The organism is Chitinophaga rupis (assembly GCF_900109685.1).
Classification (GTDB): domain Bacteria; phylum Bacteroidota; class Bacteroidia; order Chitinophagales; family Chitinophagaceae; genus Chitinophaga; species Chitinophaga rupis.
In genome coordinates, this window is sequence record NZ_FOBB01000004.1 from 21,160 (window position 1) to 47,320 (window position 26,161).

Below are 26,161 nucleotides of genomic sequence, written 5' to 3' on the forward strand. Positions count from 1 at the left end.
CCCTTCTTTTAAAAGTACCGTGGATTGGATGTGCTGTAATGCTTTGACGGGAATAGCAGGCCGATAGATATTTCGTGCGATCCCCCCTGGGCGCCGGCCAGCTTGTTAATATTCATATCATAGGCATATCCCATGCGCAGCTTTTCCGATACATAATATTCTACGATAGCGCTGGCGGCATTCACAGATTGCAGCCCGGAAGGCAGCTGTTTGTTCCATATGGGCACGCCTGCACGAAACGAGCCGCCTATCCAGAAAACATTTTCAATGAGCAGCATGGCATTCAGGTCTATATTGGTAGGCCCTTTAAAATCATCCTTGAGCATGATGGATGGCTTCAGCTGCACATGTTCCGACAGCGGCAGCATACAACCTGTTGCCAGGTAAATGTGCTGCGTTTTACGGATGTTCTGGTAGTTATATCCTTTCCAGTGATACGATGTGCTGGTGTAGCGGGAAAAGAGATCCAGCACAGACAGGCTTAGGAAAAAGGATGGTGTATGATAATAAATACCGAACCGCGCGTCCGGCGAGTAAGCGTTTACGCCTCCTGCCGGAAACACCGGGTCATCCGCATCCAGGTACTGCAGCGCTTTCCCATCCAGCCGGTACTGCGTAACGCCCAGGGCTATACCCAGGCAAAGGCGGCGCGTATTTTCATTATCCAAAGGAATGCGGTATGCATAGGAGCCGTAAAAAGAAAATGCCTGCTGCGGTCCCATTGCATCTGCCATTACCTGTAATCCCAAACCTATTCCTGCACCAGCTTTCAGCGGATGCAAAGGCCCATCTACCGATACTCCGCCGGTATGCGGCGCACCAGGCAAACCGGTCCATTGCTGCCGGTAAATGGTGTTAAGGTATAAGGCATCCTTATAACCTGCATAGGCAGGGTTTACACTTAACCCGTTAAAGGCATACTGGCTGAACTGCACATTCTGCTGCGCCCTGCTATTCAAGGCTGCCAGTAGCAGTATTACTATATACCATTTCTTTCTGCTGCACATAACTGTACGTTTACGAATTAATTCCTTTTTATCACCACCCATCCTTTGTATAATTTTACGCCGCCTGCTGTTTCTTTTAATTCCAGCTTATAGAAATAAGTGCCTTCACTTAAGCCCGTACCATTCCAGTCGTTATGATATTCTTTTGACTGGTACACCATGCTGCCCCAGCGGTTGAACACATAGAGCACAGCCTTGCCGTATTTTTCCAGTCCTTTGATGATAAAGTATTCATTCTTGCCATCGCCATTAGGGCTCATGGCATTTACAATAAACAGTCCGCCGTCGCTTTCGTCCGGTATAGTTTCGATCTCCGTACCCGGGTGCCCGTTACAGCCCGCCGATGCAGGATCGCAACCAGATGTTGGCACCGTAACGGTGCCATCTGAAACATAGGCTGTATTAGTGATCACAGGCACAGTACTATCCAGGCCGGTGCTTACTTTTACTTTAAAGGTTACATCGGCAATAGCGCCTAATGCCAGGTTGCTCAGGGTCCATTTTACTGCATTCGTTGCCCTGTCATAAGTACCGCCATCTGTTGCGCTTTCAAAAGTGGTATGCGCCGGTACGGTATCAGTAATATTAATAGCCGGTATGGTTACATTCCCTGTGTTCCGCACCTGAATGGTGTAGGTTAATATTTCCCCCGCTTTTGCCTTTGGATTACCACTGGCAGTGGCCACTGATTTCCAGGTATCAAATGTGGATACCTTGCCCACCGGTATGTTGGTGGCAGGATCGCCGGGATTGGGGTGCGGATGCGGGTTATTAGGATCACTGGGATCTGGCGGCGTGCTGGGCTGCCCTCCCTTACCATTACCGTTATCTACTGCGGCGGTATTTATAATGCTGGTAGCGCCGGTAAGGTCTTTCACCACCTTTACGGTAAAGCTGCGGGTTACATCCGGTGCGCCTACTGCAATAGTAGCAACCGTCCAGCTAAGCTTGCCTGTAACATCGGGCCCTATACCACCTTCTGCGCTTACAAATTCCGTATAGGCAGGTACGTTATCCGTGATCTGCACGTTGGTTAATGTAACGCTGCCGATATTGCGCACATGAATGGTATAGGTGATCTCATCGCCGGTAGTTACCGCACCTGCAGCACCGGAGCCGGTATAGCTGGCGCTTTTCCAGTTGGCGGAGTTCTTGCCATTATCCACCGGTACCTCTGTAGCAGGATCGTTAGGGTCTGGGTTGGGTTTGGGCTGATTAGGATCGTTACCATTCTGTGGGCCGGTGGGATGATTACCGCCGCCATCTCCATTATCTACCCAGGCTGTGTTAACAATATAAGTTGCGTTGGTAAGGTCGTTCGCTACTTTTACGGTAAAGCTGCGCGTTACATCTGCGCTGCCTACCGGTATCTCTGTAACGGTCCAGGTAAGCTTGCCGGCAGCATCGGGTACAATACCACCTTCTGCGCTTACAAACTGCGTATAGGTAGGTATGTTATCCGTGATCACTACATTGGTGAGCTTTACATAACCGGTGTTACGTACATGGATGGTGTAAGTGATCTCATCACCGGACCTTACTGATCCTGCAACGCCGGTGCCCGTATATGCGGCGCTTTTCCAGTTAACAGAGTGTTTGGCGGTATCTACCGGTACGTTGGTAGACGGATCGCCCGGGTTAGGATGTGTTTGCGGGTTGTTAGGGTTACTGGGATCCGGCGGTGTAGTAGGATGCTCTCCTGATCCATCGCCATTATCAACTCCTGCGGTGTTGAGGATACCGGTAGCGCCGGTAAGATCATTCACCACCCTTACCACAAAGCTGCGCGTTACGTCTGTTGAGCCAATTGGCACCTCTGCAATATTCCAGGTGAGCTTGCCGCTTGCATCGGGTACAATACCACCTTCTGCGCTTACAAACTGCGTATAGGCAGGTATGTTATCCGTGATCGCTACATTGGTGAGCTTTACATGACCCGTGTTGCGAATATGAATAGTATAGGTTATCTGGTCGCCCGGTTTTACAGCGCCTGCAGCGCCGGTGCCGGTATAGGAAGCGCTTTTCCAGTTAAGAGATCGTTTACTCTGATCTACCGGTACGTTGGTAGATGGATCGCCGGGTGTAACAGGGCCGGGATGCGGGTTGTTAGGATCACTGGGATCCGGCGGTGTGGTGGGATGCTCTCCTGATCCATCACCATTATCAACTCCTGCGGTATTAAGGATGCCGGTTGCGCCGGTAAGATCATTCACTACCCTTACCACAAAGCTGCGGATAACATCCGGTGCGCCTACTGCAATGCCGGGAATGGTCCAGGTTAATGTACCGGTTGCATCCGGCACAGCACCACCATCGGCACTCACAAACTCTGTATAAGTGGGTATCTTATCCGTTATTTTTATGTTCGATAAGTTAACGTTGCCGGTATTGCGTATATGAATGGTATAGGTGATTTCGTCGCCGGTGGTTACCGCACCTGCAGCACCGGAGCCGGTATAGCTGGCGCTTTTCCAGTTAACAGATTGTTTGCCGTTATCTACCGGTACGTTGGTAGATGGATCGCCTGGGTTATTAGGCCCGGGGTTCGGGTTATTAGGGTTTCCCGGATCCGGCGGCGTGGTGGGATGCTCTCCTGATCCATCACCATTATCAACTCCTGCGGTGTTAAGGATACCGGTTGCGCCGGTAAGATCATTCACCACCCTTACTACAAAACTGCGGGTTACGTCCGTTGAGCCAACAGGCACCTCTGCAATGTTCCAGGTAAGCTTGCCGCCAGCATCGGGTGTAATACCACCTTCTGCGCTTACAAACTGCGTATAGGCAGGAATGTTATCCGTGATCACTACATTAGTGAGCTTTACATGACCCGTGTTGCGAATATGAATAGTATAGGTTATCTGGTCGCCCGGTTTTACGGCGCCCCCAGCACCGGTGCCGGTATATGCAGCACTTTTCCAGTTGGCTGAGCTTTTTGTTTGATCTACCGGTACGTTGGTAGATGGATCGCCAGGGGTAACAGGGCCGGGATGTGGGTTGTTAGGATCACTGGGATCCGGCGGCGTGGTGGGATGTTCTCCTGATCCATCACCATTATCTACCCCTGCTGTATTAAGGATGTTGGTGGCGCCCGTAAGATCATTTGACACTTTTACCACAAAGCTGCGGGTAATATCAGGGCCGCCAATTGCTATGCTGGGAATGGTCCAGGTTAATGTACCGGCAGCATCCGGCACAATACCGCCATCGGCACTAACAAACTCCGTATAGGTGGGTATTTTATCCGTTATTTTTACGTTCGATAAACTAACGTTCCCGGTATTGCGGATATGAATGGTATAGGTGATCTGGTCGCCTGCAGTTACAGCGCCTGCTGCACCGGTACCGGTATAGGCAGCGCTTTTCCATTGCTGGGTGGATACAACATCATTGTCGGCAATAGTAACGGTAGCGGGATTTGGTGTGCCTATCAGGATGGCAGGGCTGCTGGACGGGCTGCCCGGTATAACAGCGGTTAGCGTCATGACCACGGTTTCAGGGCCTTCTACAAGATTATCATCCAGCACGGTAACCGTTACATCTGCATAACTGCTGCCTGAGGGGATAAAAGTACTTGTGGGCATCGTATAGTCGTTACCGGCGCCCTTTGTTGCGGTGCTGCCGGTAATGCCGAAGTTAACGATCAACCCTCCTACCGGAGCCTTCACACCATTGGTCCAGCCAATTCTGAAACTGCCGTTATTACCTGCGCCACCTGGCTCCTTACCATCTGTGGTGCTGATAATAGCGATGGATGTGTTATCATCATCGGCAATATTTGCTACTGCGCTTTTATTAACAGGGTCGAGGGAAAAGTTCACTGCCGGCGATCCAGTGGATGCGCTTGCATTGGGTGTTAATGAAATACTAACCGTTTCTGTTGCTTCTATTACTTTATCGTCGTTCACTATTATGGGCAGTAACACGCTGTTAGCTCCTGCAGGCAAAACGATCTCGCCGGTAAGCGTTGTGTTATCATAGTCGTAGGCTGCGCCGGGGCCGCCTGTTGCCGTACTGATATTATCTATGTTATACTTTACAAGAATATCCTGGGTAAAGGTAAGCCCGCCGGGCAGGCTGATATTAAAACCTGCATTGTTGCCAGCGCCACCCGGTTCTTTGCCGTTTGTTGCAAGGGTAATGCTTAAGCGGTTATCATTATCAATAATATCTATGCCGCTGCCTATGTTGGGGCCTATGGTGAACATTACACCGGTTGCATCTGTAACGTTGTTTAACTGAATGGACAGATCTTCATCGCCTTCTATGTCGTTATCATCTATGGCTGTTACTACCAGGTCCACTTTATTGGCGCCTGCCGGCAGTATAATGGAGTGGGGAGATAGATCATTATAATCCACTCCTTCTGTTGCAACCCCAACGCCTGATCCCTGGATGGTATAATCGATGGTAATGTCATTTGCAGCGGTTACACCAGCGGGCAGCTCAAAAGTGAATTTACCATTTGCGCCGCCTTCTTCTGCATTAATGGCGGTGCTGCTGATGTTTATATTATTATCATCATCCGTAATAGATACCGTTGCGGCATTGTTGGCCGGATTAACCGGCACGGGAACAGCAGGTGATCCGGTGGTAGCGCCTGTAAGAGTTACTACTACTGATTCAGTAGGTTCAATGAGCTTATCGTCCAATACATCTACCGGTATTTGTACCGCATTCGTATTGGCCGGTAATACTACTGTACCGGATAAAGCCGTGTAATCATTACCTGCCGTGGCTGTGCCGCCTACTGTATAGGAGATGGTAATATCTTCCGGATGCGTGGATCCCAATGTTAACCCAACGGAAAAATTACCGGTGGTACCTGGTTCTCTTGCACCGGCTATGGCGGTGATGGCCACTTCCAGGGCATACGCGGATGTGGCTTTATGCGGGGATACTGTTTGACGGTTTACCGGTGTCCAGCTACCGCATAAAATGCAGATGGCTATTAACAGGACATATTTCCTGCTACCGGTATACATGGCAAGGATGCGCTGCTGCATATATGCAAGCTTGCACCAATAGGGAGTAATGTTTGTATAACGCATTACATTAAATTGTTTGCGCTGAAAAGATAGGTTTAGTCCGGTGCCCGGAATGAGGGGGAGTTAAGAATGCATAATGGGGTATGCTACGTTGTGTAAAACTACTCATAGGTTAAAGGCATTGGTTATAGGATAGTATTCTGATATCATAAAATTAATAATATTTATATCTAAACAATCATTATCCACTATATATTTCACAGGTATTTTCAAATAAATCGTATGTGCGTTTATGTTACTACCATCTAACAGACATGACTCTCCCGTTCAGCTGTGGCAGCATGTTTCAATAGCTATTACTGATAAATACTTTACGCCCTCTCTCATGGGAGAAAGAGCGTAAAGTATTTTTTATGCCTGATACTTTGTTTGTAGTATTACCACTTAGCCAGTATCAGCTTGGCTGAATAGATCTTTCCATTGGCGCGGATCACGCAATAGTGCATGCCCGGGGGAATGCGCTGTGCATCCAGGAAGAGCTTATACGTAAGCCCGCTCTGCGCCTGTCCGGAGAACAATACTGTTTCCCTGTCACCAAGCGCTCCGAAGATGGTTACATCTACCCTTCCGCTCACCGGCGACTTGAATGTGATGCATGCCCTTTCCACAAAGGGATTGGGGAAGATGTTATATTCAAGCTGCGCCGGTTCTTCTTTTGCTGCACGCTCGGTAAGATTAGCCGTAGCCGGTGCGGCAACCAGCATCGCTCCTGCTGCTGTTGTTACCTTTAAGCTGGCCGTGTTCTCACAACCATTTGTTTTATCTTTTACTACCAGCTTAAATGTGCCGGAGGTATTTGCATTGCCGGACATGTACACCACACTTGAGGCATCTGCACCTGATACGATAGACCATTGGGGATCTGTAGCGGTGAGTGTCCACGCATAGGATACATTAGTTACATCTTTTGCTGTTAATACATTAAAGGACTGTGCATCCGGCGCTGTTGCCGGCGGATTGATGACACATTCCGGTATAGTCTTGTTCTCTGTTACAATGGTGCTCTTTGTAGCAGTACAGCTATTACCCGGGTCAGTGACTGTTAATGTATAGGTACCTGCTTTGATGGTAACGGCCGTAGATCCCGGCACATCAAAACCGGCGCCATCCGTCCACCTGTAAGTAACTCCCGCTGTTGTGGAATTACCTGTTAAGGTAACACTGGTTTTGGTACATGTAAGCGGGCCATCATTGCTTGTTACCGGCGTGGCTGGTGCGGTGTTATTCTGTACTACCACGGTGCTTTTGGTAGACGTACACCCGGTGGCCGTATTAGTAACCGTGAGCGTATAGGTGCCCGGCACATTTGTAAATGCTGTAGCGGTAGTGGCGTTATAGGTGTTGGTTGCATTCGTCCATCTGTAAGAAACATTTGACGAAGAAGAAACACCGTTAAGCGTTACGCTGGTTCTTGCACAGGTTAGCGGACCGTTATTGCTGGCATCTACACCCTGCGGGGCTGTAAGATCCTGGATCACGGTTACTGAATCTTTATTAGTACATCCGTTCACGTTACTGCTTACCGTAACATAGTATTTACCTGGCGCGATCACGCTTACCGGGTTCTGACCCGCTGCGAAACCTGTCCAGGTAATACTTGTTCCATTAGTTGTTGCTGTCAGGTTTACAGCGGTAGTATTACAATTTAATACTGCCGGCTGTGTGATAGACAGTGTTGGCTTGGTGATATTCTGTGTTACGGTTACGCTGTCTTTTTGTGTACAACCGTTGCTACCTGTAGCCACTGCGTAGTATTTACCAGGAGCTGTTACGCTTACCGGGTTTTGACCGGCGGCGAAGCCGGTCCAGGTTATTGTTGTACCGTTAGTGGTAGCTGTCAGGTTTACAGAAATCGTGTTACAAGTTAATACTGCTGGTTGTGTGATGGCCAGTGTAGGCTTGGTGATATCCTGTGTTACTGTTACGCTGTCTTTCTGAGTGCAACCATTGCTGGCTGTAGCGATAGCGTAGTATTTGCCAGGGGCTGTTACACTTACCGGGTTCTGGCCTGCGGCGAAACCTGTCCAGGTGATGGTTGTACCGTTAGTGGTAGCTGTTAGGTTTACGGAGGTAGTAGTACAAGTTAACACTGCTGGTTGTGTGATTGACAGGTTTGGCTTGGTGATATTTTGCGTTACTGTTACACTGTCTTTTTGTGTACAACCATTGCTACCTGTAGCCACTGCATAGTATTTGCCAGGAGCTGTTACGCTTACCGGGTTCTGTCCGGCTGCGAAACCTGTCCAGGTGATGCTTGTTCCATTAGTAGTAGCTGCCAGGTTCACGGAGGTAGTAGTACAAGTTAATACTGCTGGTTGTGTGATCGCCAATGTAGGCTTGGTGATATCCTGCGTTACTGTTACGCTATCTTTTTGTGTACAACCGTTGCTACCTGTAGCCATTGCGTAGTATTTACCAGGAGCTGTTACGCTTACCGGATTTTGGCCGGCTGTGAAACCTGTCCACGTGATGCTTGTACCGTTGGTGCTAGCTGCCAGGTTCACGGAGGTAGTAGTACAGTTTAACACTGCTGGCTGTGTAATGGCCAGCGTTGGCTTGGTGATATCCTGCGTTACTGTTACACTATCTTTTTGTGTACAACCATTGCTACCTGTAGCCATTGCGTAGTATTTGCCAGGAGCTATTACGCTTACCGGGTTCTGGCCGCCGGCGAAGCCGGTCCAGGTGATAGTTGTACCGTTAGTGGTAGCAGTTAGATTTACGGAGGTAGTAGTACAAGTTAATACTGCTGGCTGTGTTACCGTCAGGCTAGGTTTGGTTATATCCTGCGTTACGGTTACACTATCTTTTTGTGTACAGCCGTTGCTACCTGTAGCCACTGCGTAGTATTTACCAGGAGCGGTTACGCTTATCGGGTTTTGGCCGGCGGCAAAGCCTGTCCAGGTGATACCCGTACCGTTAGTGGTAGCGGTCAGGTTTACGGAGGTAGTAGTACAAGTTAACACTGCTGGTTGTGTGATGGCCAGCGTTGGCTTGATGATATCCTGCGTTACGGTTACACTGTCTTTTTGTGTACAACCATTGCTACCTGTAGCCACTGCATAGTATTTGCCAGGAGCTGTTACGCTTACTGGGTTTTGGCCGGCGGCGAAGCCTGTCCAAGTGATACCCGTACCGTTAGTAGTAGCTGCCAGGTTCACGGAGGTAGTAGTACAAGTTAACACTGCTGGTTGTGTGATGGCCAGCGTTGGCTTTGTGATATCCTGCGTTACGGTTACACTGTCTTTTTGTGTACAACCATTGCTGGCTGTAGCGATAGCGTAGTATTTACCAGGTGTAGTTACGCTTACCGGGTTTTGGCCGGAGGCGAAACCTGTCCAGGTGATAGTTGTACCGTTAGTGGTAGCTGTCAGGTTTATAGAAGTTGTGTTACAAGTTAATACTGCTGGCTGTGTGATGGCCAGCGTTGGCTTGGTGATATCCTGCGTTACTATTACGCTGTCTTTTTGAGCACAACCGTTGCTACCTGTAGCCACTGCATAGTATTTGCCAGGAGCTGTTGCGCTTACCGGATTCTGGCCAGCTGCGAAACCTGTCCAGGTGATGCTTGTTCCATTAGTAGTAGCTGCCAGGTTCACGGAGGTAGTAGTACAAGTTAATACTGCTGGTTGTGTGATCGCTAATGTAGGCTTGGTGATATCCTGCGTTACTGTTACGCTGTCTTTTTGAGTACAACCATTGCTGGCTGTAGCGATAGCGTAGTATTTACCAGGAGCTGTTATGCTTACCGGGTTTTGACCGGCGGCGAAGCCTGTCCAGGTGATGCTTGTACCGTTGGTGCTAGCTGCCAGGTTCACGGAGGTAGTAGTACAAGTTAATGCTGCTGGTTGTGCTATCGTCAGATTAGGTTTAGCTATATCCTGTGTTACCGTTACACTCGCTGTACTAGAACAACCATTTGCAGTTGTTGCGGTAGCGGTATATGTGCCAGGAGCGGTTACACTTATCGGGTTCTGGCCTGCGGCAAAGCTGGTCCAGGTGATAGTTACACCATTAGTAGTAGATGCAGCTGTTAAGTTTACTGAAGTAGTGGTACATGTCAGTACAGGCGGCTGCGTTATCGTCAGGTTAGGTTTGGCATTATCCTGCGTTACTGTTACGCTGTCTTTTTGTGTACAACCGTTGTTCCCTGTAGCCACTGCGTAGTATTTACCAGGTGTGGTTACGCTTACCGGATTTTGGCCGGCGGCGAAGCCTGTCCAGGTGATACTTGTACCGTTAGTGGTGGCTGCCAGGTTTACGGAGGTAGTAGTACAAGTTAATACTGCAGGTTGTGTGATCGCCAATGTAGGCTTGGTGATATCCTGCGTTACTGTTACGCTGTCTTTTTGTGTACAACCATTGCTGGCGGTAGCGATAGCGTAGTATTTACCAGGTGTGGTTACGCTTACGGGGTTCTGACCTGCAGCGAAGCCTGTCCAGGTGATAGTTGTACCGTTAGTGGTAGCGGTCAGGTTTACAGTAGTTGCGTTACAAGTTAATACTGCTGGTTGTGTGATGGCCAGCGTCGGCTTGGTGATATCCTGCGTTACTGTTACACTGTCTTTTTGTGTACAACCGTTGCTACCTGTAGCCACTGCGTAGTATTTACCAGGAGCTGTTACGCTTACCGGGTTTTGGCCGGCGGCGAAGCCTGTCCACGTGATAGTGGTACCGTTGGTGGTAGCTGCCAGGTTTACAGAAGTTGTGTTACAAGTTAATACTGCTGGTTGTGTGATGGCCAGCGTTGGTTTGGTGATATCCTGTGTTACAGTTACACTGTCTTTTTGTATACAACCATTGCTGCCTGTAACCACTGCATAGTATTTGCCAGGAGCTGTTACACTTATCGGGTTCTGGCCTGCGGCAAAGCCGGTCCACGTGATGCTTGCACCGGTAGTCGTAGTAGCGGCAGTCAAGTTTACGGAGGAAGTTGTACAAGTTAATACTGCTGGCTGTGTTACCGTCAGGTTAGGTTTGGCATTATCCTGCGTTACCGTTACACTGGCTGTAGTAGAACAGCCATTTGCAGTTGTTGCGGTGGCGGTATATGTGCCAGGAGCTGTGACACTCACTGAATTCTGACCTGCAGCAAAGCCGGTCCACGTGATAGTTACACCATTAGTAGTAGATGCAGCTGTTAAGTTTACTGAAGTAGTGGTACATGTCAGTACCGGCGGCTGCGTTACTGTCAGGTTAGGTTTAGCTATATCCTGTGTTACCGTTACACTGGCCGTAGTAGAACAACCATTTGCAGTTGTTGCGGTGGCGGTATATGTGCCAGGAGCTGTTACACTTATCGGGTTCTGGCCTGCGGCAAAACCGGTCCAGGTGATAGTTACACCATTAGTAGTAGATGCAGCTGTTAAGTTTACTGAAGTAGTGGTACAATTCAGTACTGCTGGTTGTGTTATCGTCAGGTTTGGTTTTGCATTATCCTGCGTCACTGTTACACTCGCCGTAGTAGAACAGCCATTTGCGGTTGTTGCTGTTGCAATATAGGTACCAGGAGCTGTTACACTCACCGGGTTCTGGCCAGCAGCAAAGCCAGTCCAGGTGATGGTTGCACCATTAGTGGTAGATGCAGCCGTTAAGTTCACGGAAGTAGTGGCACAATTCAGTACTGCTGGCTGTGATACCGTTAGGTTAGGTTTAGCTATATCCTGTGTTACCGTTACACTAGCCGTTGTAGAACAACCATTTGCAGTTGTTGCGGTGGCGGTATATGTGCCAGGAGCTGTTACACTTACCGGGTTCTGGCCTGCAGCAAAGCCAGTCCAGGTGATGGTTGCACCATTAGTGGTAGATGCAGCCGTTAAAGTCACTGAAGTAGTCGTACAATTCAGTACTGCTGGCTGTGACACCGTGAGGTTTGGCTTAGCATTATCCTGCGTTACCGTTACACTGGCCGTTGTAGAACAACCATTTGCGGTTGTTGCTGTTGCGGTATATGTACCAGGAGCTGTTACACTCACTGGGTTCTGGCGGCGGCAAAGCCGGTCCACGTAATAGTTGCACCATTAGTAGTAGATGCAGCTGTTAAGTTCACGGAAGTAGTGGTACAATTCAGTACTGCTGGCTGTGACACCGTCAGGTTTGGTTTGGCATTATCCTGCGTTACCGTTACACTGGCTGTTGTTGAACAGCCATTTGCGGTTGTTGCTGTTGCGGTATATGTACCAGGAGCTGTTACACTCACTGGGTTCTGACCTGTTGCAAAACCTGTCCAAGTGATAGTTGCACCTGTAGTGGTGGTTGCTGCTGTCAGGTTCACAGAAGTAGTAGTACAAGTTAATACTGCTGGCTGTGACACCGTCAGATTAGGTTTGGCATTATCCTGTGTTACTGTTACACTATCTTTTTGTGTACAACCATTGCTGGCGGTAGCCACGGCGTAGTATTTGCCGGGGGTTGTTATGCTTACCGGGTTTTGACCGGCGGCGAAGCCTGTCCAGGTGATAGTTGTGCCATTAGTGGTTGCTGCCAGGTTCACGGAGGTAGTAGTACAAGTTAATACTGCTGGCTGTGTGATCGCCAGGGTCGGCTTGGTGATATTCTGTGTTACTGTTACACTGTCCTTTTGTGTACAGCCATTATTGCCTGTGGCAATCGCGTAGTATTTACCAGGTGTGGTTACACTTACGGAGTTCTGACCGGCAGCGAAGCCTGTCCAGGTGATACCCGTACCGTTAGTAGTAGCGGTCAGGTTTACGGAGGTGGTAGTACAAGTTAAGATTGCTGGTTGTGTGATTGACAGTGTAGGCTTGGTGATATCCTGCGTTACTGTTACACTATCTTTTTGTGTACAACCATTGCTACCTGTAGCCACTGCATAGTATTTACCAGGAGCTGTTACGCTTATCGGGTTCTGGCCGGCGGCGAAACCGATCCAGGTAATACCTGTACCGTTAGTAGTAGCTGTCAGGTTCACAGAAGTTATGTTACAAGTTAATACTGCTGGTTGTGTGATCGCCAGGGTCGGCTTGGTGATATTCTGCGTTACGGTTACGCTATCCTTTTGTGTACAGCCATTATTGCCTATGGCAATCGCGTAGTATTTACCAGGTGTGGTTACACTAACCGGGTTCTGACCTGCGGCAAAACCAGTCCAGGTGATTGTGGCACCGGTAGTGGTAGATGCAGCTGTTAAGTTCACAGAAGTAGTGGTACAATTCAGTACTGCTGGCTGTGACATCGTCAGGTTTGGCTTAGCATTATCCTGCGTTACCGTTACACTCGCAGTAGTAGAACAGCCATTTGCGGTTGTTGCTGTTGCAGTATATGTGCCAGCAGCTGTTACGCTTACCGGATTCTGACCTGCGGCAAAACCAGTCCAGGTGATTGTGGCACCAGTAGTGGTAGATGCAGCCGTTAAGTTCACCGAAGTAGTTGAACATGTCAGTACAGGCGGCTGTGTTACCGTCAGGTTAGGTTTGGCATTATCCTGCGTTACGGTTATACTGTCTTTTTGTGTACAACCATTGCTGGCGGTAGCCACTGCGTAGTATTTACCAGGTGTGGTTACGCTTACCGGGTTTTGGCCGGCGGCGAAACCGGTCCAGGTGATGGTGGTACCGTTAGTAGTAGCTACCAGGTTTACAGTAGTTGCGTTACAAGTTAATACTGCTGGTTGTGTGATGGCCAGTGTAGGCTTGGTGATATTCTGCGTTACTGTTACGCTGTCTTTTTGTGTACAACCGTTGCTACCTGTAGCCACTGCATAGTATTTACCAGGAGCTGTTACGCTTACCGGGTTCTGGCCGGCAGCAAAGCCTGTCCACGTGATAGTTGCACCGGTAGTAGTTGTAGCTGCTGTCAGATTCACGGAAGTAGTGGTACAAGTTAATACTGCTGGCTGTGACACCGTCAGGTTTGGTTTGGCATTATCCTGCGTTACCGTTACGCTGTCTTTTTGCGTACAACCATTGCTACCGGTAGCAACTGCATAATATTTACCAGGAGTGGTTACACTCACCGGATTCTGTCCTGCAGCAAAGCCCGTCCAGGTAATGCTTGTACCATTGGTGGTAGCTGCCAGATTTACAGAAGTTGTGTTACAAGTTAATACGGCTGGTTGTGTGATGGCCAGCGTGGGCTTGATGATATCCTGAGTTACCGTTACGCTATCTCTCTGGATACAACCATTGGTACCAGTAGCAGTCGCATAATATTTACCAGGAGCAGTTACACTTACCGGGTTCTGACCGGCAGCAAAACCTGTCCAGGTGATAATAGCGCCGCTGGTGGTAGTAGCGGCTGTAAGGTTTACGGAGGTAGCAGTACAGGTTAATACTGCCGGTTGTGTTACCGTCAGGTTAGGCTTCACAACACTCTGCGTTACTGTTACACTGGCCGTGCTGGTACAACCATTCGCCGTTTTAGCGGTTACAGTATAAGTGCCGGGAGTAGTAACTGCTACCGGGTTCTGACCAGCGGCAAAGCCGGTCCAGGTGAATGTAACGCCACTGGTGGTAGACGAAGCCGTTAAATTCACAGATGTAGTACCGCAGGTAAGCACCGGCGGCTGTGCTATGGTCAGGTTAGGCAGAACAGCATCCCGCGTTACCGTTACACTGTCCATGCTGGTACAACCATTTACAGTATCCTTCACCGTTACATAATACTTACCAGGTGCAGTAACTGCTACCGGGTTCTGGCCGGCAGTAAAACCGGTCCAGGTAATGGTAGTACCAGTGGTCGTAGTGGCAGCTGCCAGGCTTACAGAAGTAGTGGTACAGGTAAGCACTGCCGGCTGTGTTACCGTCAGGTTAGGTTTGGTAATATTCTGCGATACAGTAACTGTGCTGGTAGCCGTACAGCCACCCGGAGCAGTAACGGTAAGGGTATAAGTACCTGCAACCGTTACTACCGGGTTTTGTTCTGTAGATGTAAAATTGTTAGGACCTGCCCAGCTATAAGTTACGCCGGAAGTATTGGAGCTGCCGGAAAGTGTTACTGAAGTGGCTTTACAGGAAAGCGGACCACTCACGCCGGCAGCAGCATCTACACCTGTCACTTTCACATTATCCACGTAATAAAATTCATCAGTACCAGTAGCCCTGGCCCTGATCACCAGCTGCAAGCTGGTGCCGGTGCTTAGACCGGTCAGTGATATGTTACTATAGGTAGTGCTGTGATTATTAATAGCAGATCTCTTTTCTGCGAATAATACTTCAGCACCGCCGTTCAGCTTATAATAAAAACGGAGGTAATCTGCGTACTCGCCGGTTTCATTCATTACAGCACCGCCTGTTACGGCGCTGCGCACGTTTGCAGACAGACCCAGACTCGTTTTACCGGTAATATTGATCACACCGGAAGTCCACACACTTTCTCCGGTAGTGCCCTGGCCACTGATCTTAAACTCGTTGTTATTTACAGCAAAGGTGCTGCCGGAAGGCGTTGTGGTGGTCCAGCTGGTAGTACCATTGTCACTGGTGGCGCCGTTAGCAAGCGTAAAGTCTTCTAACCAGAATGCGGCAGTGTTGGCGCTAAGGCTAACTGTTGCTGTATCCTTAGCCGTACAACCGGTTGCGGAATTGGTAACCGTTAATATATAATCACCGGCCACGCTTACCTGTGGGTTTTGCGCAGTGGAGGTAAAATTATTAGGGCCGGTCCAGCTATAAGTTACTCCTGCGGTGGATGAGCTGCCTAAAAGTGTTACTGAAGAAGCGCCACAGGAAAGTGAGCCGCTTGCAGCAGCAGTAACATTCGGGGCAGTAGTGTTACGTACTACCATTACCGTATCCATTGCAGTACAACCCATGGCCAGATCAGTAACCGTTAATATATAATTACCGGGAGCCGTTACCGACGGGTTCTGCGTTGTGGAAGTGAAGCTGTTAGGTCCTGTCCAGCGGTAAGTAGCGTTTGTTACACTTGAACTGCCGGAAAGGGTAACGGAAGTACGCGTACAGGTCAGGGAATCTGTTACAGATGCAGTGGCTGTAATCGCGCTGGTTGCATTGGCGCCTGTCAGCTTCACATCATCAAAATAGTAACGTTCAGTTTTATCTGAATTCCGGGCTTTGATGATCACCTGTAACGTGTTGCCGGTTAATGCGGCAGAATTGACAGTAATGCTGGCAGTGCCCGCAGTGGTATTACCTATGCCTGCTGCATCGTCATATATCAGCACTTCAGCGCCACCATTCAGCTTATAATACACGCGCATATAATCGTCTGATTCAAACGCATCGTTGGCAGATGCCGTTTCGCTGCGCAGATATGCTGAGATCACTACGCTGCTCTTACCGGAAATATCCACTACATCAGAGGTCCATACGGCTTCTGCGGCTGCATTATAGGAAACTGCAAACTCGTTGTTCTGTACAGATATAGTGCCTGCGCCGCTATTGCTCAGCGTCCAGCTGGTAGCGCCATTATCAACAGTGGTACCGTTTGCCAGTGTAAAATCCTCCCACCAGAAAGCAGAAGGGGCGGCAGAACCGCTTGTTACCTGTACGGATTGTGTATTCGTACAGCCGTTAGCGGGATTCCTGACGGTTACCGTATAGGTACCTGCAGTGCTTACAGAAGCGCTCGGGGAGTTGCTGGTAAAGTTATTAGGGCCTGTCCAGCTATAGGAGACGCCTGACACAGAAGAACTGGCGCTGATGGTTACACTGCTTAAACATCCCAGCGCGCCACCGGTAGCCGTAACATCCGGCGGTGTTTTATTTTCTGTAACATTTACAGATGCGGATACGGTACATCCACCTGGCGTAGTGCCTGTAACATTATATTGCCCCCCTGCTGTTACAGTGGGGTTTTGTGTGGTGGAGGTAAAGCCATTGGGACCAGTCCACGCCCAGGACGATATTGTACCACTGGGCGTTACAGTAATAGTGGCATTACCGGTACAGGTTACCGGACCGCTAACAGCTGTTGCTAATGTTACTGCCGGATCTACGGCTGCTACCTTTACATTATCTACATAATAAAATTCATCGGTACCGGTAGCTCTGGCCCTGATCACCAGCTGCAAGCTGGTACCTGTGTTTGGAACGGCCACTGATAAATTCGTATAGGTGGTGCTGTGATTATTGATAGCAGATTTCTTTTCTGCGAATAATACTTCAGCGCCGCCGTTCAGCTTATAATAAAAACGTATGTAATCTGCATATTCACCGGCGTCATTCATTACGGCGCCGCTTGTTACGGCGCTTCTTACACTTGCAGCAAGATTAATGCTGGTTTTACCGGTAATATTGATCACACCGGAAGTCCATACGCTTTCTCCGGTAGTACCCTGACCACTGATCTTAAACTCGTTATTACTTACGGCAAAAGTGCTGCCGGAGGGAGTTGAGGTGGTCCAGCTGGTGGCGCCATTATCGCTGGTAGCGCCATTTGAAAGCGCAAAATCCTCTACCCATGTATTGGTAGCGGCAGCGCCGCTGGTAACGCTCACTGTTTGCGAAGCAGTACAGCCATTCGCAGGATTCCTTACGGTAACCGTATAGTTACCGGCTGTGCTAACGGTAGGATTTTTTACCGTACTGGTAAAATTATTAGGACCTGTCCAGCTGTAGGTTACGTTCGCTACAGAAGAATTAGCATTTAGCGTAACGCCAGAGGAGCCACAAGCCAGGCTGCCGCCTGTGGCGGAGAGGTCCGGCGGCGTTTTATTTTCCGTGACTGTAACGGAAGCAGTACCTGAACCGGATGAGCTGGTACCTGTTACGGTATAAGTACCAGCTGTGCTTACAACCGGGTTTTGCTGCGTAGAGGTGAATCCGTTAGGGCCTGTCCAGCTGTAAGTTACACCCGAAGCCGTGGAGCTGGCAGACAGTGTAAGGGATGGGTTGCTGCAGGTGAGCACACCGCCGTTGCCCGCAGTAGCCGTTACCGTTATCCCAGTGGTGGAGCAGGGGCCCTTCTCTTTAAACACACGGTATTCTTCAATATAATATTTGGAGGTTTGCGAGCCCCCGTTGTTGTAATTATAGATCTTCACTACCAGCTGCACATTGTTACCATTCAATGCGGGCGATATAAAATCAATCGTGCCGAAGTTACCGGTACGCTGGTCCAGTAATACTTCACTGCCACCATTTATCTTATAATAGATCTTTACATACTCTGAGCTGTTCATATCTCCTTCCGAAGATACCTTTACCGCTACCTGCCAGCCGGCATATCCTGCAGTAGAAAATACTTTGGAATACCAGATGCCTTCACCTCCCAGCTCCTGCGCATGCAGGCGGTTTGATTTAACTGCAAAATAGCCGGTGCTGGCTACCTTAGATGCATCCAGGTACCAGCCGGTGGCGCTGTTATCGACAGTAGTACCGTCTGCCGCAGAGAATCTTGCCGTTACGATCGGGCATTCAGGTGTGGCAAAAAGATTGTTGCCAGTAAATAACAGTAGTAGGAGAACGATGGACATAAAATGCCCACGTCCTTTCGTTGGTAAAATTTTCACGATAAGGTGTTGGTTAGATTTAAGTGATTACTTCTTGTTCAATAGATAAAGGCTGCTACAGATCTACACAAATTACATTATGGCGTAATATTAGTGATTATTACTATACTACATATCGTATGAATGTCGGAGAGACAATTAAACTGAAATGAATAGTTGGAATGGAGAAAGATCAATTTTCGTATAGGACATCTTGCAAATAACTGACTACTAATTATAGTAAGGTGTATTTAATAAAAATAATACCGGTCATTGCGCAACAAAAAATAACCATAATGGATAAAAAAAATTTTACCCCTGAGCACAATAAATATAGTTTACCGATAAACAGCGGGATATTCATCTGTAGGTTTACGTACTTTTTATGCCAGTTGTATGCCCCCCTGCCCTTCCGGTACATTATAACTTTGTAACTTGCCACGGTATCCGGAAGCCATGCCTGTTATGATAACCGGTCCGCGACCTGAACACCTTACTTTCATTACTATGTCCAAAGTATCCATTCTTGGCCTGCAGCTGCCAACAGACCCACGCTGGGTGAACCTGGCTTCCATTTCCCTGGAGGCCGTATTAACCGACCATGCTTTTTGCGAACAGAAGGCCGCTACGGCCTGCATATCGCTGATACAGCGCTATCCTGAAAAAGACCGGCTGGTGCAGGATCTGGCGCCTATTGTTACGGAAGAATGGGGCCACTTCCGGCAGGTGCTGGCAGAAATGAAAAAAAGAGGTTTTTCCCTGGGCAAGCAACGCAAGGATGCTTATGTAAATGAGCTGATGCTGCACCAGGTAAAAGGCGGTACTGCCGAAGAACAGCTGCTGGATAAGCTGCTGATATGCGCCCTTATAGAAGCCCGCAGCTGCGAGCGTTTCCGCCTGCTGAGCGAAGGACTGGAAGATGAATACCTCCGTGATTTTTACCGCAAGTTCATGATCTCTGAAGCCGGGCATTACCGCCTGTTCATTGACCTGGCGCATGAATATATTCCCGAAGAGAAAGTAGGCCCGCGCTGGCAGTACTGGCTGCAAACAGAAGCGGAGATCTTAAAGGGGATGGAGATTAGAGGAGACAGGATGCATTAATGATGTGCGGATGTACGTGGGAGAGGTAAGCCGGTACATTAGAAGTTGAACCCAATATTTACATAAAACTTCAACCTCCCATCCTGATCATTATACATGAGAGAGCCTTCTATGGGCCCCAGGCGGGAGCTATAGCCAGCGGTAATGGAGTAGCCGCTCAGATAACGATAACGGGCATTTACATCGCCATTAAAATCATACAGTCCCACACCTATACGCGGCAGTACGAATAGGTTCCTGAAAAGTTCATGCTGATAAGCGACTTGCGCAATAGCTGCGCTGGATGTTATTACCTCACCTTCATACAATCCCGGAAACGTCAATTGGTTATGCGCTACTTTGTTCAACCCTCCTAACAGGTAACCATTGATCGGGGATTGATTATAATTAAAATTCACACCGCTACCCAGGTTCACCTCCAGCGCACTTCTACGGCTAAACGGAAAGTAATATTTCATTTGCAGCATAGCATGCTGATAGTTCGGGAACTCCAGGCCGGTACTATCTCCCGGCACCATTACCCCATCTTTGTACAGACGGTAGCTGGGATTTTGGTTATACACCCAGCCTGCTTCCAGCTGCAGGTCCATCCCTTTGCGCGGATAGATCTTACGGTCCAGGGAATTAACGCCATAATACCAGTAGCTGTTTAACTGGTTACCGTCTCCCTTCAGCTCTTCTGATGATTCAAAGCTGGGCCGGAAGTGGAAATACTCCCAGCGGGTGCCAACACCAATGGTCATAATACGGCTCAGGGCATACTGCATATGTACGTTAGCGTTAGCATACTTGGTGCGGTATTGCTGCTGGCGGACGAAATTATCGTACACATTCAACCCGTTATTTTCAAAGTATAGGCCCATGCCAAAGCCAAAGCTGCGGTTCCAGCCCAGGTATTTAAAGTACTCTGCTTCTACCCGCGGATTATCACTGATAGCTACGGTTACGAATGAACGGGAATTGGGTACAATGAAATTCCTTTGTGTAATGTTAATAATGGCGCTGGCATTGGTGAAGGTATTGTACTGCAATGCAAACTTTACATAGGTAAGGGGATTCTCCTCCACCTGTACGTTCATGGCGCCTTTTGCCGGGCCATCCGGTGTGAGGCTGTAGGTGATCTCTTTATAAAAACGGGTGCCAAACACATTCTGTACGGCCTCCTTTAGCTGCTCCGGGTTATAACAACCGCCGGTTTTGAGACCCAGACGGCCCCGGAAGAACTTTTCGTCGGAATGCACCAGCCCTGTTATGCTGATGCTCGTTAGTTCTATGTCGGGCACAAAAGGCAGGCGGTCTTTTTGAAAAGGTGCGGTGGGGTACAAGGCGTTCAGCGAATCGGCCAGGTGCTTGAACACCGGGTACATTTCCCGGCCTTTTTGTTTGCCTTTTTCGATAATAGAATCCACACTGCCAAAGCTGGCGGCGGAATATTCCTCCATATCATGCCGGATATAGATATCACAGGCTTTGCGGGCTTCCTTAAAGTCAATAGCATCTTTATAAAATCCCAGCTGGTAAATGATATCAAATGGAGTGGTCAGCTGGTCGGCTTTGCGCAGGCCGCCGCTTACATTGGAGCCTATCACAATATCCGCCCCCATTTCCTTGGCCGTGATCACGGGAAAGTTACGTACTACGCCACCATCTACCAGCTTGCGGTCGCCGATCTTTACCGCGGTAAAAATAGAAGGAATGGCCATACTGGCCCGTATGCTGGTAATGATCTGCCCTGTGTCCAGCGTTACAATTTCGCCGGTGGCAACATCCGTGGCAATACATTTAAAGGGGATATTGAACTTTGAGAAATCCTTTATATCCCGCGCGGGCCAGCACAGGCGGGCCAGCTCCAGCCATAGCTGTTGCCCGGTAATTACACCGGAAGCCAGCTTGGGTTTGCCGTACTCAAACGGGATCTCTATTATATACTTATCGTATTCGCTTTTTTCTTCGTAAGAAATATCTTTCAGTGATGCCTGGTTGGCAAACAGGTTGTCCCAGTCAAGCTGATGAGCCAGCGTTTCAATGGTATCGCCGGAATAACCCATGGCGTACAGGGAGCCTACAATGCTGCCCATGCTGGTGCCGGTGATATAATCGATCTTCAGCCCCGCGCTGTCAATAGCTTCTAAGATGCCTATATGGGCCAGGCCCTTGGCCCCGCCTCCGCTGAGTGTGAGCCCTATTTTAGGACGGCCTTTGCCCGACTGGGCCTGTACGGCGGCAGGGTAGCTACAAATTCCAAGAAATATAACGGCTAGTATTACGCTTAAAAACCTCATAGTAACTGTCCACAGACGCAACAAAGTATTCTCTAAAGTTAACGGATTCATCTGACAGTAAAGACGTATACCAGGGTTATTTCCCCTACAAAAGATTTAAATACTGTAATAATTTTTTATATCTTCTCCCCTGTTTTTATAAATCCTACGAATGAACAACTCGAAAAATGTGCAAAATATCTGGCAGGTGATCTTCGCATCTTCTGCCGGTACCCTTATTGAGTGGTACGACTTTTACATCTTCGGCAGCTTATCCGCCATTATCTCTGAAAAGTTCTTTCCGGCCTCAAACCCTGACCTGGCCTACATTGCCACGCTGGCCACCTTTGCGGTAGGGTTTATTGTGCGCCCTTTCGGAGCTATTATATTCGGCCGCCTGGGCGACCTTGCAGGCCGTAAATACACTTTCCTGCTTACGTTGCTGATCATGGGCGGCTCTACCTTTGCCATTGGGCTGATACCGGATTATAAAACCATTGGCGTATTTGCGCCCATTATTGTGCTGGTGCTGCGCCTGTTACAGGGCCTGGCCCTGGGCGGTGAGTACGGCGGCGCCGCTACCTATGTAGCGGAACATGCCCCGGACAACAAGCGCGGGTATTACACCAGCTTTATACAAACCACGGCTACACTGGGTTTATTTGTATCGCTGGCGGTAATATTGATCACGCGCAATGTTATGAAACCGGAAGACTTCAGCAGCTGGGGATGGCGGATCCCTTTCCTGCTGTCAATAGTGCTGGTGATCATGTCTTATTACATCCGCATCCGCCTGCAGGAATCACCTTTGTTTGCTCAGCTGAAAGCTGAAGGCAAAACCTCCCGCAACCCGCTTAAAGAAAGCTTTGGTAAAAAAGAGAACCTGCGTATGGTGCTGCTGGCCTTATTTGGCGCTACCATGGGGCAAGGCGTGGTTTGGTACACCGGGCAATTCTATGCGCTCTCGTTCTTACAAAAGACCATGCAGCTGGAGTTTGTACAGTCCAATGTGATCATTGCCATTGCGCTGATACTGGGTACTCCATTCTTTATTTACTTTGGCGGATTATCTGACAGGATAGGCCGTAAAAAGATCATGATGGCCGGTATGCTGCTGGCAGCCCTGGCCTACTATCCTATTTACAGCGCCATGGATAATACCGTGAACCTGCAAAAGAAACAGGAGCTCAGCGCTCAATTCCGGATAGAAAGTAACCTGAGCAACAATAACGGCATCAGCACAGAGAAAACCACGCGCATTCACAGCTATTCGGATGGCACGCAGGTAAAGGAGATCTCTACGCTTACACAAGGCAAAACAGAAACTAAAAAAGAGATCACGCTGAACTATTCTGCTATTATACTGCTTGTAATACTGGTGTTTGTGCAGGTATTATTTGTAACCATGGCCTATGCGCCTATTGCGGCGTTCCTGGTGGAGCTGTTCCCCACACGCATCCGTTATACCTCCATGTCATTGCCGTATCATTTGGGCAATGGAGTATTTGGCGGTTTATTACCTACTATCTCTACCCTGCTGGTTACGCAAACCGGTAACCACCTGGCGGGATTGATATACCCGATCGCTGTTGCGCTGATCTGTTTTGCGGTGGGAATGGTGTTTATAAAAGAGAAGGGACTGAATGAGTATGAAATAGCAGCGGAGGGGTAGAAGTAATTACGAATTGTCAATTACGAATTACGAATTGAGCACTTCATAAATGAAAGTCCTGCGGTTAAGCTGCAGGACTTTTATTATTATATGATATCCGCTTGTTTATACCTGCCATTGCGAGGAACGAAGCAATTTCCTGCTGTTCGGGGGGGTGCTTCGTTCGTCACTAGTATCCGGGAACTTCGGGAAGAAATGAGATCTATTGATGCAAAGAAGTAACAGCAGAAAAGTTAGAGCACATGATAACCGAGCAATTGAAACTTTTTGATGACACCAGCCAGTTCGTTCTACCGGTTATAGGAATTTTCATTTTGAAAAAAGCAATAAAGTTTACGGCCTATTATCCACCGTTTTATAGGTATAAATTAATAATTTAATTAGAACAAAAATTTTATTTTTACAGATAACCGATTTAATTACACTATTCATAACTATGTTCTCAGATGAGCGGGGTAAACCAATAACTGTAAACCGGAAACCACCAATTAATTTAAAGCCAACGGACCTTCCCTTGTTTGAAGGCGCATTTACAACTTATGTTCATGAGCCGATGATTCTGCAACTTGAAAAAGCAAACGTTTTTAAGGATCAGATATTTACTTTACGTCCATTGAAATTTTATAGCCGCTTCACAAACCTGTTTGCAGTTAAGCGAAGCACTCATTTAAAAAGGCTGGTGTATTTTTTTAAACGCTCTGAGCGATTGAAAAGAGGCATCTGGGTTACAGATGAATGGAGTGTCGAGTACTTTCATTGGTTGACTGATGCACTTAGCAGGTGGGAAGCGGCGGCACGCACAGATAATAAAGCTGCCCTGATATTGCCGGCCAGATACGCAGATAAATCCTATATACATGAGACACTTCGGCTTTTAAACGTTCCTGTTTGCTTCTATAATCCGGGAAAAAGACTACTGGTAGATGAACTAATACTGCCGGCACATCTCGCGGTGACAGGCAATTACAATGTTTCTATTATCAATAGCCTACGTGCGAGGTTTTTAAAAGGTTACAATGTGCCGCCCGACAAAAAAGTATACGTTAGCCGTTCGAAGGCATCAAAGCGGAAAGTCGTTAATGAAAATGAGATAATACCAATCCTGCAACAATACGGATTTGAAATACATTGCCTTGAAGATTACAGCTTGCAACAGCAAATCGATCTCTTAAAACAGACTAAAATACTGGCAGGGTTGCATGGTGCAGGATTAACAAACATGATTTTCATGCAAGCGGGGGGATCAGTGCTGGAATTCCGAAATACGCAAGACAAAGCCAATAATTGCTTTTTTTCCCTGGCTTCTGCACTTGACCATGGTTTCTTCTATTTGCCACCACCTGGCAATGGCAACTTATACCCGGTTGATGTTTCGATTGACGTAGGTCTATTAAGAGAAACATTAGATTTGATGGCGGAGAGTAACGGTTACTAATTATATTAACTAGTATCCAGGATGTACACCCACAGGGTACTTCGGCGGAGGCGTGGCCATAGTGATCGCAACGACGTGCAGCGGAGCCTGACAATAACGGGTATACTATTACGGCTGCGGCAAGTATCCGCTGCATTCCATTCGTAATTACTCATATCATAATTACTTTCAATGGCATTCCCCGCTGGGCGGGGCAGGCTGTGCCCCGTTTTGCGTGGTCGTAATTGAATCATTCGTAATTAGCCCTGGTTAGCCTTTGAAGTATTTCTCCAACTCGCTCCAATCCAGCTGTCCATGCTGCTCCTTCAGCTGCTGCACCTTGCGGGCATAGGTTTGCAGGAATTGTTTGTGCTGGGGGCTTTCCGGGTTAAAGGGCTTATGCTGGCGGGCGCGGTTCAGATCGTGGATGGATCTGAGAAGCTGCTGGCTATCCGGGTGAATGCAGTTATTTACGAACTGCTCCCATACATAATGAATGGCAGTTTCATTAGGGTGCACCAGGTCGTCTTTATAAAAACGGTAATCGCGCAGGTCGTCTATCACCAGCTCATAGGCCGGGAAGTAGAACAGGCGGTCAAATTTATTTACCAGGTGATGCACGGCCTGCAGCAGGATGGCTTTGCTGAGATTATTTTCCACCACTCCATCCCTCACATAACGTACAGGGCTGATCGTAAACAGGATATTAATATGCCGGTTGCGGAAGAACAGCCGGTGCATCATATTATCCAGGGCGCTGATGATCTCATCTACCGTAAGCAGCTTTTTATAGAAAGATGCCATAGGCACTTTGTGGCAGTTGCCTGCCAGCTGCCCGGTTTCCTTTAATACATAGGCATGTGCAGAACCCAGGGTGATCGCCAGCCAGCGGGCTTCTTCCAGGCATTGTGCAGCCTGCGTCTGAGCGGCATTGATATTTTGCAGCGCAGCAGCGGGTGTTAGTGCGGAAAAACGGCTGTGATGATCCCAGCTATGCCACAGATCATTGTGCTGGAAAAGGTCGTCTTCCGTATACTGTTTACCATCCAGGTAGCTGTGTATGGCCTGTGTAATGCTAAGGGGGTTATATAAAATGCCGTGTGGGTTCACCAAAGTCCGGAACAAATGCTGTTGCAGCTGCACGCCCATTTCTTCCGCAAAACAGGATCCCATCAGCAACAGCCGGTCGCGGTAGTCGATGGGCGGTTCTATGGGTGTGATGGGGAAGGTAAGGCGGAAGTGCATG

9 protein-coding genes are annotated in these 26,161 nt (G+C 48.4%); 3 read left to right on the forward strand and 6 right to left on the reverse strand.

The features are described 5' to 3' along the window. Positions 1-8: 8 nt before the first annotated feature. The 4 genes from BMZ54_RS16965 to BMZ54_RS16980 form a co-directional block, all read right to left on the reverse strand. Entirely contained in the window at positions 9-1,007 is a 999-nt protein-coding gene (locus BMZ54_RS16965; protein ID WP_162277570.1) for a PorP/SprF family type IX secretion system membrane protein, read from the reverse strand. Between the two features lie 17 nt (positions 1,008-1,024). Beyond that, on the reverse strand, positions 1,025-6,013 hold the full coding sequence (locus BMZ54_RS16970) for a DUF7507 domain-containing protein (RefSeq protein WP_162277571.1): 4,989 nt from the start codon (positions 6,011-6,013) through the stop codon (positions 1,025-1,027). A 419-nt stretch (positions 6,014-6,432) separates the two neighbouring features. After that, positions 6,433-11,880, reverse strand: a complete 5,448-nt coding sequence (locus tag BMZ54_RS16975; protein ID WP_089914327.1) for a beta strand repeat-containing protein — start codon at positions 11,878-11,880, stop codon at positions 6,433-6,435. A 146-nt stretch (positions 11,881-12,026) separates the two neighbouring features. Continuing rightward, entirely contained in the window at positions 12,027-18,449 is a 6,423-nt protein-coding gene (locus tag BMZ54_RS16980; RefSeq protein WP_089914330.1) for a hypothetical protein, read from the reverse strand. Between the two features lie 522 nt (positions 18,450-18,971). Here BMZ54_RS16980 and miaE point away from each other — a divergent pair. Then, positions 18,972-19,568 (forward strand): MiaE family protein, encoded by a 597-nt coding sequence (gene miaE, locus BMZ54_RS16990; RefSeq protein WP_089914337.1) that lies wholly within the window; start codon positions 18,972-18,974, stop codon positions 19,566-19,568. A 38-nt stretch (positions 19,569-19,606) separates the two neighbouring features. Here miaE and BMZ54_RS16995 read toward each other — a convergent pair whose 3' ends face one another. Next, the gene (locus BMZ54_RS16995) at positions 19,607-21,850 is read right to left on the reverse strand and encodes a patatin-like phospholipase family protein (RefSeq protein WP_162277572.1); all 2,244 of its coding nucleotides are present in this window, start codon (positions 21,848-21,850) and stop codon (positions 19,607-19,609) included. A gap of 151 nt (positions 21,851-22,001) precedes the next feature. Here BMZ54_RS16995 and BMZ54_RS17000 point away from each other — a divergent pair, with 151 nt between their 5' ends. Both BMZ54_RS17000 and BMZ54_RS17005 read left to right on the forward strand, forming a co-directional pair. Then, the gene (locus BMZ54_RS17000; RefSeq protein ID WP_089914343.1) at positions 22,002-23,501 is read left to right on the forward strand and encodes an MFS transporter; all 1,500 of its coding nucleotides are present in this window, start codon (positions 22,002-22,004) and stop codon (positions 23,499-23,501) included. Positions 23,502-23,937: 436 nt separating this feature from the next. Further along, positions 23,938-24,936, forward strand: coding sequence for a glycosyltransferase family 61 protein (locus tag BMZ54_RS17005; RefSeq protein ID WP_089914346.1), 999 nt, complete (start codon positions 23,938-23,940; stop codon positions 24,934-24,936). Positions 24,937-25,185: 249 nt separating this feature from the next. Here BMZ54_RS17005 and BMZ54_RS17010 read toward each other — a convergent pair whose 3' ends face one another. After that, entirely contained in the window at positions 25,186-26,160 is a 975-nt protein-coding gene (locus tag BMZ54_RS17010; RefSeq protein WP_089914349.1) for a GSCFA domain-containing protein, read from the reverse strand. Between the last annotated feature and the right edge of the window lies 1 nt (position 26,161).